The 13386-nt window shown below is 58.9% G+C and carries 12 protein-coding genes; 8 read left to right on the top strand and 4 right to left on the bottom strand.

The window, feature by feature from the left end; genetic code table 11:
• Window positions 1-16: 16 nt before the first annotated feature.
• Together QA637_RS30215 and aepX are read right to left on the bottom strand one after the other, a co-directional pair.
• Window positions 17-1207 carry an aminotransferase class I/II-fold pyridoxal phosphate-dependent enzyme gene (locus QA637_RS30215; protein ID WP_283067549.1) on the bottom strand — a complete coding sequence of 397 codons (1191 nt, stop codon included), beginning with the start codon at window positions 1205-1207 and terminating at the stop codon, window positions 17-19.
• A gap of 57 nt (window positions 1208-1264) precedes the next feature.
• Window positions 1265-2176, bottom strand: a complete 912-nt coding sequence (gene aepX, locus QA637_RS30210; protein WP_283067547.1) for a phosphoenolpyruvate mutase — start codon at window positions 2174-2176, stop codon at window positions 1265-1267.
• A 348-nt stretch (window positions 2177-2524) separates the two neighbouring features.
• Here aepX and QA637_RS30205 point away from each other — a divergent pair, with 348 nt between their 5' ends.
• Complete coding sequence (locus tag QA637_RS30205; protein ID WP_283068055.1) at window positions 2525-3244, top strand: GntR family transcriptional regulator; 720 nt, start codon at window positions 2525-2527, stop codon at window positions 3242-3244.
• A 427-nt stretch (window positions 3245-3671) separates the two neighbouring features.
• Here QA637_RS30205 and QA637_RS30200 read toward each other — a convergent pair whose 3' ends face one another.
• Window positions 3672-4424: a sulfite exporter TauE/SafE family protein gene (locus QA637_RS30200; protein ID WP_428843190.1), complete on the bottom strand. Its 753-nt coding sequence runs from the start codon at window positions 4422-4424 to the stop codon at window positions 3672-3674.
• Window positions 4425-4756: 332 nt separating this feature from the next.
• Between QA637_RS30200 and QA637_RS30195 the strand changes: the two genes are divergently transcribed.
• Window positions 4757-4951: a site-specific integrase gene (locus tag QA637_RS30195; RefSeq protein WP_283067545.1), complete on the top strand. Its 195-nt coding sequence runs from the start codon at window positions 4757-4759 to the stop codon at window positions 4949-4951.
• Between the two features lie 161 nt (window positions 4952-5112).
• Here the strand turns inward: QA637_RS30195 and QA637_RS30190 are convergent, their stop codons facing one another.
• A complete protein-coding gene (locus QA637_RS30190; RefSeq protein WP_283067543.1) occupies window positions 5113-5931 on the bottom strand; it encodes a calcium-binding protein in 819 nt (272 codons plus the stop codon).
• Between the two features lie 771 nt (window positions 5932-6702).
• Here QA637_RS30190 and QA637_RS30185 point away from each other — a divergent pair.
• From QA637_RS30185 to nodD2, 6 genes are all read left to right on the top strand, one after another.
• Window positions 6703-7881 carry a cytochrome P450 gene (locus tag QA637_RS30185; RefSeq protein ID WP_283068052.1) on the top strand — a complete coding sequence of 393 codons (1179 nt, stop codon included), beginning with the start codon at window positions 6703-6705 and terminating at the stop codon, window positions 7879-7881.
• A gap of 35 nt (window positions 7882-7916) precedes the next feature.
• Window positions 7917-8168 carry a ferredoxin gene (locus QA637_RS30180; RefSeq protein WP_283067542.1) on the top strand — a complete coding sequence of 84 codons (252 nt, stop codon included), beginning with the start codon at window positions 7917-7919 and terminating at the stop codon, window positions 8166-8168.
• Window positions 8169-8385: 217 nt separating this feature from the next.
• Window positions 8386-8931, top strand: coding sequence for a nuclear transport factor 2 family protein (locus QA637_RS30175; RefSeq protein ID WP_283067540.1), 546 nt, complete (start codon window positions 8386-8388; stop codon window positions 8929-8931).
• Between the two features lie 129 nt (window positions 8932-9060).
• Complete coding sequence (locus tag QA637_RS30170; RefSeq protein WP_283067538.1) at window positions 9061-10680, top strand: SDR family oxidoreductase; 1620 nt, start codon at window positions 9061-9063, stop codon at window positions 10678-10680.
• 172 nt (window positions 10681-10852) lie between these two features.
• Window positions 10853-11935 carry an LLM class flavin-dependent oxidoreductase gene (locus tag QA637_RS30165; protein WP_283067536.1) on the top strand — a complete coding sequence of 361 codons (1083 nt, stop codon included), beginning with the start codon at window positions 10853-10855 and terminating at the stop codon, window positions 11933-11935.
• A 267-nt stretch (window positions 11936-12202) separates the two neighbouring features.
• Window positions 12203-13162: a transcriptional regulator NodD2 gene (gene nodD2, locus QA637_RS30160; RefSeq protein WP_283067534.1), complete on the top strand. Its 960-nt coding sequence runs from the start codon at window positions 12203-12205 to the stop codon at window positions 13160-13162.
• Window positions 13163-13386 lie beyond the last annotated feature (224 nt).

The raw sequence follows: 13386 nt of genomic DNA, 5'->3' as shown, positions 1-13386 counted from the left end.
CCGCTGCATGATCCTGTCATTCCCAGGCGTTCAGGACCTCGACGAGCCGGGTGAGGCCGATGGCCAGTTTTACGGGCGGTACCCCGTAGGAGAGGCGAAGGCCAGCCGGGTCACCGAATGTCGTGCCCGAAACCGCGGCCACCCCCGCTCTCGTCAGTAGAACGTGCACGACATCGTCGGCCGTCTTGGCCTCGTCATTGCCGAATCTCAGGCGCAGCAGACCGGAAACGTCGAGGTAGAAATAGAAGCCCCCCGTCGCCCTCGGCACGGGAATCCGCGTCAGGGCTGAAAGCGCGCCGAGACCCGTCTGCCTGGTTTCCGCAAGGTGCGACCGCAGTTGGCTCTCATAGCTGCCATCGCTGTTTAGAAGGTGTGTGAGCGCTGCGTGCTGCGCGATCACGTTCGGGTTCGAGGTTGTATGTGATTGCAGGGCCTTCACCGCGCTGATCACGTCTTGCGGCCCGGCAAGATAGCCGATCCTCCAGCCCGTCAGTGCCAGCGACTTGCTGAAGGAGTTGACGATCAGAGTGCGCGGGCGAACGTCCGGGAGGATCGAGACGATCGGACAATGGGCATCGTCAACGTGGATGAAGTCGCCATAGCATTCGTCGAAAATGATCCATAGATCGCGTTCGATCGCAAGCTTCCCGATGCCGACCAACGTTTCGGAGCCATACACGGCGCCGGTCGGATTATTCGGGGTGTTGACAACCATGGCGCGGGTTCGGTCGGTGATGGCGGCCGCGATATCCTCGACTCTCGGTACGTAGCCATTGGCGCGCGTCTCCACGTGGACGGGCTTTGCGCCAGCGAGCAGTACCTGGGCCGGAAAAGTTGTCCAGTACGGCGCAGGAATGATGACCTCGTCACCAGGATTGAGCAGCACCATAGCAGCGTTGAACAGCGCCTGTTTGGCGCCACACGTTACGGCGACCTCATCGGCGCACCAGACCTGGCCGGTATGGCCGGAGATCTTCTGGGCGAGCGCCTGGCGAAGCTGTATCATTCCGATGGTGTCGGTGTAACGGTTGATGCCCCTGCGGATCGCATCGATCGCACCGACCCGGATCATCGGGGCAAGATCGCTCCAGATCTCGCCGGCAGTCAAATCGATAATCTCTTTTCCCGACTCGGCTGCCGCCTTAGCCGCAGCGCGCGCCGCAGCCGTCCCCGACGATTTGAACAAGGCTGTCCGCTCCGCAAGCATGAGCGCTTCCTCGAATTGATGTCGGAGTCGCCGCGATTCTCTCAGCGGCGTGCTCCGTCATCTGTGCTTCGGCAGATAGCGATCTTCGGCCGCTGCCAATTCATCGTAACCCAAGAGGCGGAAGACCTCGTCGAGTGTGGCAACTTCCGGCTCAACTCCGGCTATGCTCTCCTCGGCGGCTATGCGAGAGCACACCGCGCGCATCCCGGCGACTGCAGCCCGCATCGCGTGGTTGGCCCAGATCACCGTCGAGATGCCGGCTTCTCGATAAGCCGAGACCGGCGTGCGGTAGTATTTCGTCGGCACAATCACGATCGGAAGTGTCTGCCACTCTTTCGCGAAAGCGAGAATCTCGTCCGCATCGCTCTTACGTGAATGGATCAGGATCGCGTCGGCGCCGGCATCGGCATAGGCGTCCGCGCGGCGCAGCGCCTCGTCCAGACTGCAGCCGGCGATCAACGCTTCGATGCGAGCGACCAGCAAGAGGTCGTCCCCCGTCGTGTCCTTGATGGCTTTTAGGCGCCCGGAAAACTCATCGATATCGACCAGCGGGTGGTGGTCTCCCAGGAAACTGTTCCTCTTCGGAAAGGCCTTGTCTTCCAGGCAGAGGCCGGCGCCGCCATGCTGCAAGAGCTTCATCGCCAGTAGCCGGGCGTTGTTGAAATTGCCGAATCCAGACTCGCCGTCGACGAGGATCGGTAGTCCGCTGGCGTCGGCCATGCGCTCCACCACATCCACGACTTCAGTCCAACTCGCCTCGTTTGCGTCTCGATAGCCGAGCGCCGAGGAGATCGAAAGTCCGGAGGCCCAAAGCCCCTTGAAGCCGGCCTGAGTGGCGATTGCTGCCGAAAGCCCGTCATGGGCCTCCATGAGGAAAGACAGATCGCTGGAGAAAATAAGCGCACGAAGGATCGTCGTCGGGTCCTCAACGGCGTCGATCGGCCTGGCTATAAAAGCTGCCCGATTCATTGTCATCCCTCCTTCATAAAAGCCGAGGCTGAATGCATTCTTTACGAAAGGCAATAGTCTAAGAGAGTATATTTAGAAGAATATCCTTGCGCTGAATTTCGTCAGCGAATTTGCAGTTGGGAACCGTCGCAAGATATGTAATAATGTAACGTCGGTATATTTAAAAATATACCACATTAGCAATGCGTCCGTTCTGACAATGAATGTCACAATATTACTATGGCCTAGAGCCGAGTCACAAAACATCTATTAATTGTTGTCGCCAGATATATGGGGCGTGTGACAGAACGAACTTTCCTGGCATGCCGTTTGGATATCGTTAAAAAAACGACAAAGGAGAGTGCAGAGATGTGGTTCTGTGAAAAGGCCGCCCGGTGTCATGGAATAGACCTATCAAAATTTCCCAGCGAACCGGCGGCGCGTGGAAAGGCCGACGCAGCCTATGATGCAGTGGTTCAATTGCTCTGCAGCCATGCCTTGGTGCCGGGACAGCATCTCAGCGACAGGGACCTGGCGTTGAAACTCAAGATTGGCCGAACTCCCTTACGCGAAGCACTTATCCGACTTGCAGCTGAAGGAAAGATCGTATCCCTTCCCCAAAGGGGCTACTTCACGAGGCCCCTCATCGAGTGGGCTCTGTTGGACTCATATGCCGTGGCACGCGAAATTCTTACCTTCGCATTGGCGCGTGTACGGCCGCAGGCTGCCTGCCATTCCGCCCCCTGTGATGAATCGACGCCGGCCAAACTCGCACTTGGAGCGGAAGCGATTTTCACCGAAATCGCCCAGGCGGCATCGAACTGCGAGATGTGCAAAATCATCGACAAGTTCTGTTTTTGCACTCACACCGTACGCATGGAAATAGCCGCATCTGAGCTTTCACCTTCTTTCGGGAGAAGCATCGCAACGCTAACGGCCGCGATGCGCCAACTCGGCAGCGCAACGGGCGTGGTGGAATCGGCATTAATAAGCCACTTTGACTTAGAGCAGAGTGCTCTGCCGCGTGTCGTGCAGGAGATGAACACACGATGGCTCACAAGCTTCCCCCTTGTAGCGAGAAGCTTGTAAGTCAATTCCCGCGTTCCAAGGAGGGAAGGCAGGTCCAATGTACAGGCCTACACCAGGAGGAACTCACCCCTTCCAAGTTCATCGGGGCAATTTGCGGTGCTCCCGTTGAAGTGAGGGAGCACCATAACTGCAACATCCAAGGTATGCCCAATCGTCCACCGGGGATTCGGTAGGAGCGCATCCTTATGCTTTCCGCTTCAGGATCTCGGTCAATCGGGTGAGCTCCGCTGTCTGATGGAGCAAGTTGGGGCTCCCTGCTGCACCATGACCTCCTTGCCGCTCCGCCAGTGGCGGAGCGTATTAGTCCAACACCCATTAGGTCGTAAGCCTTATTATGCCGCACGGCCGAGTTCAGTCGCTGTAATGCTACCTTATTTGATGCGGCATTCGGCATAATCCAGCAGGCTTTGCGCAGGCTCACGCCTCGCTACCAAAGTAGCTTGAGGCCCGACATCAGCAAAAGAGCAGCGAGGATCGCGCGCAACCAACGCTCTGCCAGATATCGGCTTCCAAAGAATGCGCCGATCGATCCGCCCGCCGCTACGGAAAATAACCAAAATGGCAACGATGTTGGCAAGGCATCCCAATATGCATAGGCGCCTATCAAGGCGGCGGCAGAGTTGATCAGATTATAAGCTGCTGTTGTAGCTGCTGTTTGATGCGCGCTTCCCCAATTCATAACCAGCATTAATGGGGCAAGGAACACGCCGCCGCCCGTACCGGTTGTCCCCGCGAAGAAACCGATAATAGCTCCTGTCGCTAAAGCAGGCCAGAAGGGCGGCACGCTTGGTGAGGCGACAGTTGCACCTTTGCGAAGTGCAGACCGGGCCATTTGGGCGGCAGAGAGCACGAGGATCACACCCACAATCGGATAGTAAAGTTCTTCCTGAAGATGAACTGCTCCGCCGACAAGGGAGAGCGGGAAACCCAAAATGGCAAAAGGATAGACATTCCGCCACGATAAGCGTCCAGACTTCATGAAATGGAACGTGCCGATCGCGGCGACCAAGAGGTTCAGGGCAAGGGCTGTAGTTTTCATGGCCGCCGGGGCGAAACCGACAAGTGCCATTGCGGCGATATAGCCCGACGCTCCAGCCTGCCCGACTGCCGCATATACCAATGCGATGGCAAGGAAGACGGCCGCGAGCCCGATCACTTCAGTATCCAACGGCTTGCCCACTTTCTCGGGTCACTTCCTTGATGCGTGCAGCGCGTGACCACTGCCGGATGCTCGACCGCGGAAATCACAATCCTCTGTGCGTTCAGACATCACCTCAACTGCCGAAAGTATTGCTGCATCATGACTTTCAGTCCCGCCCCGAGGTGAGGGCGATATCATAGTCGAACTCCACGCCTATCAGCGCTCGCATCTGCCGGCGCATCTTTCTCCACCGCGGCCCTAACCGAGGAGCAAAAAACATGCCTCGACGAAGGATTTCCGAATTGATCGACGGCGGTTTGGGAGAGCCCGGCGTTTACGGCGGCGGTGGTATTTAGGGTGAACCTTGGCGCTTGGAACGCCTCAAGGGCTGGCAATTTCCCGGACGGGGCAATAAGCGGATTGATGTGCAGATACTCCATGCCGCCTGCCGTTCGGCGACCAAGGCGACCGCACTGATCAAGCGGATCAGCGTGCACACGCTGCGGTACAGCGTTGCCGCCCATCTGCTCGCCAGGTGGTGGAATTATGATTTTCTCCGAATGTGATCAAGGCTCGATTAGGTTGGGTCTGCAGCCGACGCAATGTGCAGAGCTTCATCAAGCTGAACAACACTGCGGCTGCTCCTGGATGGCCCACGGTCAAGGGAGCGGAAAGGGAAAGCGCCGCGCTTGGGGAGCGCGGCGCGGTTCCGCATGGGTTTTCTGGATTAACAGAACGTGAAATCCGACGCGGTCAGGCTCAAGCCGGCCAAGTGGAGCAGACTTTGCACGTTGCCCAGGTGCGCGAAGTCCTCCACGTGGTTTTCGGAGGTAACATAACCCAGATCCGCCGTCATGGTCCTATTATCGAAATAGACAATGATATCGCCTGCAGCCTCGCCGGAAATATCCCTGGCTGCGGCCGAGCCATCGGCGAAACTGTGATCAGTGATCACTACGACGTGCTCGCCGTTCGCGCCATCGGCGGGGCCGCTGTAGAAGGTGTCCACCTGATTGCCACGCGCGGCGTGATTAACGAAATTCGCTTCAAGACCATCGCTGCCAAGGCCTACCGCATCGAAGGCGAAAGTATCTTGCGCTGGGTCAAAATCCTCAATGGTGGTGTGGTCCTCCGCTTTTGGCCCGTAGTTTTGATCAATCCCGGGAAGCGGGTTGTGGAACTGGAACACAAAGGTGTCGTGGCCGGCACCTCCGGTCAAAGAGTCCCTGCCGTCGCCCGCGAAGAGGGCGTCGTCGCCGGGGCCGCCGTAGAGCTTGTCGTTGTCCGCACCGAGGATGGCCGGAGCGGGGATGCGCGGGTTGCCGCGGCCAAGGTCGCCGTAGAGATAGTCGTCACCCTCGTCGCCAAAGACGTGGTCATTGCCCACGCCACCGAAGACTCGGTCATTGCCCTCGCCGGCCGAGATGGAGTCGTTGCCGGCACGACCGTCGATCCAGTCATTTCCCGTGGGATCGACTATAACATCATCACCATTGCTGCCAAAGAGACTGTTGCTACCCTGGCCGCCTAGAAGTGTCTTTTCCATCGCGAGTCCTCTTTATGAAACAGCCCCACGACGCCACTGGGCTCATTCATATGCCGTATCGGGCAACTAGAGTAATTGATTGTTTGGATAGAACACATCGACATCGCGGATGCATCCACGTGCGCTTCGCCGCAAACTGGAACCTACATGACCAGTAATCTGAACTGATCTGAAGCCTCTCCCGCGTGGAGGTAGTCGCCCACGTCGTGCTCAAGTGCTTGATGCAGGGCATTTCATCCTGCTTACGCCGGTTCATGTTTAGGCGAGTGGTTGAGTTCGGATCGCGGCGCTTGCATGCGTTCCTCGGCGCGTGTCGATCCGCCAGCCTCCTTGTGTCCAAAGCAGAACAACTATGTCGCAAACCGCACCAAAACAGTTGCCGAAGAGACATAGGCGCCGGTATGGACAAGTGGTTCCGGGTCAACGGCACGCAACTTGCTTCGATAATTTTGCAGGGCGGATGTCCGCAGTGCCTCAAGGAGCTAACGGGTGATTGATCAGCATCTGAACTTCAGCGCGCGTAAGCTGACGGCGGTTCTTCATGGAGCAGGGGCCGACCAGGATACTGTGCTGCTTAAATTAGCGACGATCTCATCCGCGCTGGTGCGTGGGTCGGCGCATCGTGCAGCGGAATCTCAAGGCGCCTGTGACGGGCCGCGCCAGTAATCAACATCGAGGTCGCCGGGCGATTTCAATCGAGCGCATAAGTGCATGACCTTGAGGGGAGACCAAGTCGTGAGCAAGCCGATTCCAGATCATGTCCCGCCGGAAATGGTAAGGGACTTTAGTTTGTTCACGTCGCCCGGCATGGGGCCTACGCCAGACGGGGATCCTCACGCAGCTGTCGCCTGCGCCCATGACGCGCTGCCCATCTTTTATTCTCCCAACAACACTCGCGACGGCCGGGGTACCTGGGTCATTACGCGTGCCAAGGACCAGCGCAGGGTACTACACGACACCGCAACATTTTCCAGCCATCGCAGCATCTTCGCCTCCGCGCTCGGCGAAAACTGGCCGATGATACCGCTGGAACTCGACCCACCAGCCCATGGTGTCTTTCGCTCGCTGCTCAATCCGCTGTTGTCGCCCAAGCGGGTGATGGTTCTGGAACCGGCCATCCGTGAGCGCGCGATCGTGTTGATCGACGGGATCTCCGCGGCGAGCACAAGCTGCGACGTTATGAAGGATTTCGCTTTTCCCTTTGCGGTCAGTATTTTCCTTCATTTTCTTGGCCTACCGGATGAGCGGCTCGACACGTTCGTCGGCTGGGGAAAGGATCTGCTCCACGGCGAGGGCGTCAAGCGAACGGCAGCCGCCCGGACGATTGTGGCGTTCATCGATGATCTTGCGGCCGAGCGCCGCAAGGAACCGACCGACGATTTCATGACCTTCGTCGTGGAGGCTAAGGTCGATGGTCGCCCGCTGACCGATGAGGAAGTCCGTGGCATTGGCGTACTTGTGTTCGTCGCCGGCCTCGACACGGTCGCAACGGCAATAGGATTTGACCTGGCCTATCTCGCTCGCAATCCGAAAGACCAGCAATTGCTGCGGAGAGAACCGGATCGAATTGGGCTCGCGGCCGAAGAATTGCTGCGCGCCTATTCCACCGTGCAAATGATCCGCGTGGCAAAGAAAGACATCGACTTCGAAGGCGCGCCGATCCGTAAGGGGGACTACATTTCCTGTGCCACGATGATCGCCAATCGCGATCCGGCAGAATTCGAGAACCCGAACACGATCGATTTGGCACGGGAAGACAACCGCCACACCGCCTTCGCTTATGGTCCCCATCGTTGTCTTGGCTCGCACCTCGCCCGGCGGGAGATCGTCATCGCTCTGGAGGAGTGGCTGTCCCGCATCCCTGACTTCCGTATCAAGGAAGACACGGTGCCCATCACCTATGGCGGCCATGTGTTCGGAATCGAGAATCTGATTCTGGACTGGTCCTGAATATAGGCGAGGGAGCAAAGACATGGAGGTACCGCATGCGCATCATCGTCCACCGTGACAAATGCCAAGGGCATGCTCGCTGCTGGGCGCATGCGCCTGACGTCTTCAAACTGGATGACGAGGGCTACATCCTACCCGGTGACATCGAGGTCGCGGAGCGGGACGAACTACTCGCGACACGAGGCGCTCGATCCTGCCCCGAACGTGCGCTTGAAATCGATCGCGCATTCGATGCGTTGCTCGATCGGTTTTTGTTCAATCAAGCGTGTGGAGGGTTTAACACCTAAATAGAGTTTCGCCGGCACAGGACGGCGCATGGCCTCCATCCAGACACCGCGCTCGTGAAGCCACCCAACAGTGTCAATGCCTTCGGCACTGTGTTTCACATCGGTGCGCAGCGCCAGGCCGTTTTTGGCTGCAGTGCGGCTGCCTTAGTCCGAAATCGTTGCTGCGTAATCGAATACGCAATCGCGCCACTTCAATCTCAGAACCTGCTACCAAGCCATGGACCACAAAAAAATCGTCGAATTGCTTGACCGGGAGGCGATCCGCGACTGCCTCTATCGATACTGCCGGGGGATAGACCGCGCGGATGAGGCGGCGCTGCGCAGCTCCTACTGGCCGGATGCCTATGATAACCACGGGGCCTATGCCGGCTCGGCTGAAGGCTTCATCGAGTTCGCGCTCGGCGTCTTCAAGACCGAACCGCGCAACATCCATCAGATCACGAACATTCTGATCGAGTTCGTCGGCCCGGGAGAGGCCGCCGTCGAGAGCTACTTCACCGCGCTGCAACGCGGACCGGACGGCGGCAGGACGATCCGGCAGGTTCTGCTTTGCGGTCGATACTGTGACCTGTTTCAAAAGAGGGAAGGGGAGTGGCGAATTGCCGAGCGCACGGTGGTCTACGATTGGCTCGAGGAGCAGAGCCCGCAGACGGCCTCGGAGATAGAGCGGTTCGGTCTCCGCCGGCCGATCGGAGTATCGCATCCGGACGATCCGGTCTACGCGCTTAGGAAACGCCGCATCCCTTCAAGAGCGAGAAAGTGAGGCAATCGCTGCTGGGCTGGAACGCGCTGCGTCGAACCGGGACAGACCTGGTCGTCACCACCACGGGCTGCTGTACCGCGACGCGGCCTTACCCTGAAATCGCCAACGCTGGTCAGGAGAACGTATCTCATGAAGCAAGCAGAGCGCGTCGTCATCATTACAGGCGCTGCAGATGGAATCGGCCGTGCCCTGGTCAATGCTTTTGCCGCGGACGGAGGCACTGTCGTCGCCGTAGACCTCCCGGGCAGCGGCATCCTTGAATTTGCCGACAGTCTCGGCCACCCGCATCTTGGACTTGAGTTCGATGTCTCGCGAGAGGAGGATATTGTTGCGCTTTATAACCGGGTCGAAACACAGTTCGCGCGCATCGACGTGGTCGTCAATAACGCGGCTGTCGGGCCTTGCATGGATGCGACCGTCGACACCAATGTCGACGCTTTCCGACGCGTCTTGGCAGTAAACCTGGTCGGGCCCTACGTCATGGCGCGGGAAGCGGCACGGCGGATGGAGCCCGGCGCTGTCATCGTCAACATAGCCTCGTTGGCGGGCGTGGTAGGCAATCCCAAACGCAACGCCTACGCCGCCTCCAAAGCGGGCCTGATCGCGATCACGAAATCTTTGGCGTGCGAGTTGGCGCCGCGCGGCATCCGCGTGACGGCAGTAGCGCCGGGCTATGTGCACACGCCGATGGTCGAGCAACTGGAACGCGCCGGCGCGGCGGATCTCGCCGCTGTTCGCCGACGCGTGCCGATGGGGCGGATGGCGCATGCCGACGAGATCGCCCGGACCGTGCGGTTTCTGGCTAGCCGGCACGCGGGTTACATCAACGGTTCGGTGCTGACCGTTGACGGCGGTTGGATGTCCTTCAACCAGCCGGGTAATGCAAACCTGTCCGCGGATGGGACGCCAAGAGCCGAACTCCTCGGTCCGGCCGGGCACGTCGGTGCGCGAATCGTGCTTGTCACAGGCGCGGCGAACGGTATAGGCGCAGACGTCGCTCGCCGTTTTGCCGCAAACGGCGATACTGTCGTCATTGTTGATAAAGATGGTGCCGCAGCGGCAGAGCTCGCGGGCTCTCTCGGTGGCAAGCATATGGCGAAATCCGTGGACGTTGCCGTCGAGCGTGACGTAGTGGCGCTGTTCGAGGAGTTGCGAGTGCGCTTTGCCAGGCTAGACGTCCTCGTCAACGCTACTGTCGTGATCGACAGTTTTGTCTCAAGCCTCCAACAAACAACAGATGAGATCAAACGCGTCCTGGATGTCAATCTCACGGGCGCCTTCATCTGCGCGCGTGAAGCGATCAAGACGATGCGCCCCGGCGGCGTGATCCTGAATGTCGGCACGACCCACACCTTTCTGCCCTTCGCGCCGCGCCACGCCTATGAAGCATCCCAAGCCGGGATCGAAATCCTGACGAGGTGCATGGCGGCCGAACTCGGGCCCGTTGGCATTCGAACAGCCGCCGTCATGTCCGGCTACACCAGCACGTCGGCCGTCGCTCAGTCCGCAAACGTCGGCAGCATCGCGCCGAAAGGGTTTCGGCCGAGTATTCCCGTGGCCGGGATAGGAAATCCGGAAGAAATGGCTGACGCAACATTCTTCCTGGCTTCGCCTGACGCCTCATACGTCAACGGTTCGACCCTTTGCGTGAACGGCGGCCGCTCTTCTTCTAGCGATGCTGGATTTGCAAGCGACCTCGATCCGGAACAGCCAATGGAGGTCGCCAAATGGCTGTGGACTATGCCCTAGGCGACCGCGGCGACCCGTCAAAACAATCCCAGGCATAGGGAACTCGCGACCGCGAATGGCAGGCGAATGCCGAAAACCGTTGGGCCGCAAATATCACCCGTTGCGGCCACGACATTCGCGAACCTCTCGAAGAGCCCGATGGACAACCCTCTCCGCAACCGAAGGAATTGCCATGGAATTCGCGACATTCATCCTTGCCGCCCAGCGCGGCTATCATCAATCGTCCGACACAGTCATCCGCAACTCGATCGAACAGGCAGTGCTTTCCGAGCAAGCTGGCTTCAACACCGCGTGGTTTGCCGAGCACCATTTCAACAACTACAGTCTGGTGCCGTCGCCCTTGATGATGGTGGCGCATTGTGCCGGCCTGACGAGCACGATCCGCCTCGGTACCGCCGTCTGCGTACTGCCGCTCTATCAACCGCAGCGCCTGCTTTCCGAGGTCGGCTTCACCGATATCGTTTCGAATGGTCGCCTTGAGCTCGGCGTCGGCTCTGGATACCAGAAGTTCGAGTTCGAGCGCTTTGGCGTCGATGTCGACGAGGCGCCGGCCGTCTTTTCGGAATACCTCGACATTGTCCTCAAGGGGCTCAACCAGGAGATCTTCGAGCACGACGGCCAGTATGAGACGATACCTCCCACCGCGATTTCAGTGCGCCCCATCCAGAAGCCGACCCCGCCGATCTGGATCGCGGCCGGGTCGGAGCGCAGGATGAGAAGGGCCTATCGCGAGGGCCACAATCTGTTCGTCACAGCGTTTCACGACGGCTTGGATGCTTTAGGCGCGCGGCGCGAAAGCATCGAGAACGCGGCCGCCTCAGAGAGCAAGAATGTCACCGATGCCAAGATATCGCTGCTGCGCTGCTGCTTTGCCAGCGACCAGGAGGCGGAGATCAACAGCTATCTCGACAACGCCCGCTTCCAGCGACGGCTATCTGAAGCGTTGCATCAGCGCCGCCAGCAGAGCCAGGACGGCTATCTGCTTGAGGAAACCCCGACGCAACAGGACCTGTCGTTCGAGAGTATGCGCGAGAACCTGCCGATCGGCAGTGTAAATCGGGTGATCGATCGCCTGCTGGAAGAAATTAGTGTTCTGAAACCGTCTCAGATCGCCATTCAGACCCAGTTGGGCGATTTCGACCAGAAGACGATGCTCCGGCAGATCGAGCTCTGGGGAGACAAGATCATTCCGGCGGTCAACTCGGTCACGCACAACGGCCCGGCCGAGACTCCATCCGGGCCATGCTCAACGTGAGGTGCCGATAAGGCCGACGTAGGCGCACTTCAAGCAACGTCTCTCAGAACGTGCTGTGTACCCGTTGGCGACGGGCGGCTTGTCCGGCACCCGCGGCAAGGCTGGACCGGAAGCGAACCGCGATACAAACCAGTCATCCGATCCATGTCGGCTGCCCCCCTACGAAAGTGTGCCGGCGTCCGCCTTGATTTCGAACAAATTGTATTACTAATTAAGAATACTGGTGGTTTGAAGTGGCATACATCCACACTATGGATAGGTGAAGATATGCGGTTCAAGGGCCTTGATCTGAATCTCCTCGTCGCGCTCGACGCTCTGATGACCGAGCGTAACCTCACGGCGGCGGCCCGCAGCATAAACCTCAGCCAGCCGGCGATGAGCGCGGCCGTCGCCCGGTTGCGCACCTATTTCCGTGATGAGCTGTTTACGATGGCTGGCCGCGAATTTATTCCAACACCGCGTGCTGAAGGACTCGCATCCAAGGTGCGCGAGGCTCTGCTGCACATCCAGCTCTCCATAGTTTCCTGGCAACCGTTCAACCCGGCCCAGTCGGATCGTCGCTTCAGGATCATCCTTTCCGATTACGTCACCCTTGTGTTTTTTGAAAAGGTCGTGGAACGTGCGGCGCAAGAAGCTCCCAGAGTAAGCTTTGATTGTCTGCCGCTTGCCGACGACTTCGAGGAGCTTCTCCGGCGCGGTGACATCGATTTTCTGATTATGCCGGACGTGTTCATGTCGACGCATCCTCACACAGCACTGTTTGAGGATAAATTCGTGTGCGTCGGCTGCCGGACGAACGAGCAGCTGTCAGAGCCACTTACATTCGAGAGATACATGTCGATGGGGCATGTTGCAGTCAAGTTCGGGAATATGCGGAGACCCACCATCGAAGGGTGGTATTTGCGCGAGCACGGTCTCAAGAGACGTGTCGAGGTTGTTGTACAGGGTTTCAGCATGATTCCGCCTATGCTGGTGGGGACTGAGCGTATAGGGACCGTGCCCTTGCGGCTGGCGCAGCATTTCGCAAAGACAACTCCCCTGCGGATCGTCGAACTTCCTCTGCCACTTCCCCCGCTCACCGAGGCCGTTCAGTGGCCGGCCCTTCACGATAGCGATCCGGCAAGCCTGTGGATGCGTGAGATGTTATTCCAGGAGGCATCCCGTATGGGTTTGCCGCGTGCCCCGGAACCACGGGAGGCTCCTGGATTTGATCTCGTCGTTCAATAGCTCTTGCGCGATGAGGCGCTGCTCGCAAAAAGTGCGCTTTGTCATCGCCACGCTTCCATGAAGACGGGATTGCTCTCCCTTTTTGAAATCTCTCGACATTGCATCCTCGGCGCAGGCCGGCGGATACTCTTGCCGAAGCGTGCGGCCAGCGCGCTTCGGTTAAGCTGTTGTCGCGACAGAGTCAGACGCGAGCCCAGCGTGCGCCTGTCGTCGTCCGCGTGCGC

The organism is Sinorhizobium terangae (assembly GCF_029714365.1).
GTDB lineage: Bacteria > Pseudomonadota > Alphaproteobacteria > Rhizobiales > Rhizobiaceae > Sinorhizobium > Sinorhizobium terangae.
Note: the sequence above shows the minus strand (reverse complement) of the source record. Positions and strands in the feature narration are given on the sequence as shown.

Bases quoted from the DNA above. Each gene is read 5' to 3' on its own strand.
- QA637_RS30215 (WP_283067549.1), bottom strand. From the start codon at position 1,207: ATGCTTGCGGAGCGGACAGCCTTGTTCAAATCGTCGGGGACGGCTGCG.
- aepX (WP_283067547.1), bottom strand. From the start codon at position 2,176: ATGAATCGGGCAGCTTTTATAGCCAGGCCGATCGACGCCGTTGAGGAC.
- QA637_RS30205 (WP_283068055.1), top strand. From the start codon at position 2,525: ATGTGGTTCTGTGAAAAGGCCGCCCGGTGTCATGGAATAGACCTATCA.
- QA637_RS30190 (WP_283067543.1), bottom strand. From the start codon at position 5,931: ATGGAAAAGACACTTCTAGGCGGCCAGGGTAGCAACAGTCTCTTTGGC.
- QA637_RS30185 (WP_283068052.1), top strand. From the start codon at position 6,703: ATGGTAAGGGACTTTAGTTTGTTCACGTCGCCCGGCATGGGGCCTACG.
- QA637_RS30180 (WP_283067542.1), top strand. From the start codon at position 7,917: ATGCGCATCATCGTCCACCGTGACAAATGCCAAGGGCATGCTCGCTGC.
- QA637_RS30175 (WP_283067540.1), top strand. From the start codon at position 8,386: ATGGACCACAAAAAAATCGTCGAATTGCTTGACCGGGAGGCGATCCGC.
- QA637_RS30170 (WP_283067538.1), top strand. From the start codon at position 9,061: ATGAAGCAAGCAGAGCGCGTCGTCATCATTACAGGCGCTGCAGATGGA.
- QA637_RS30165 (WP_283067536.1), top strand. From the start codon at position 10,853: ATGGAATTCGCGACATTCATCCTTGCCGCCCAGCGCGGCTATCATCAA.
- nodD2 (WP_283067534.1), top strand. From the start codon at position 12,203: ATGCGGTTCAAGGGCCTTGATCTGAATCTCCTCGTCGCGCTCGACGCT.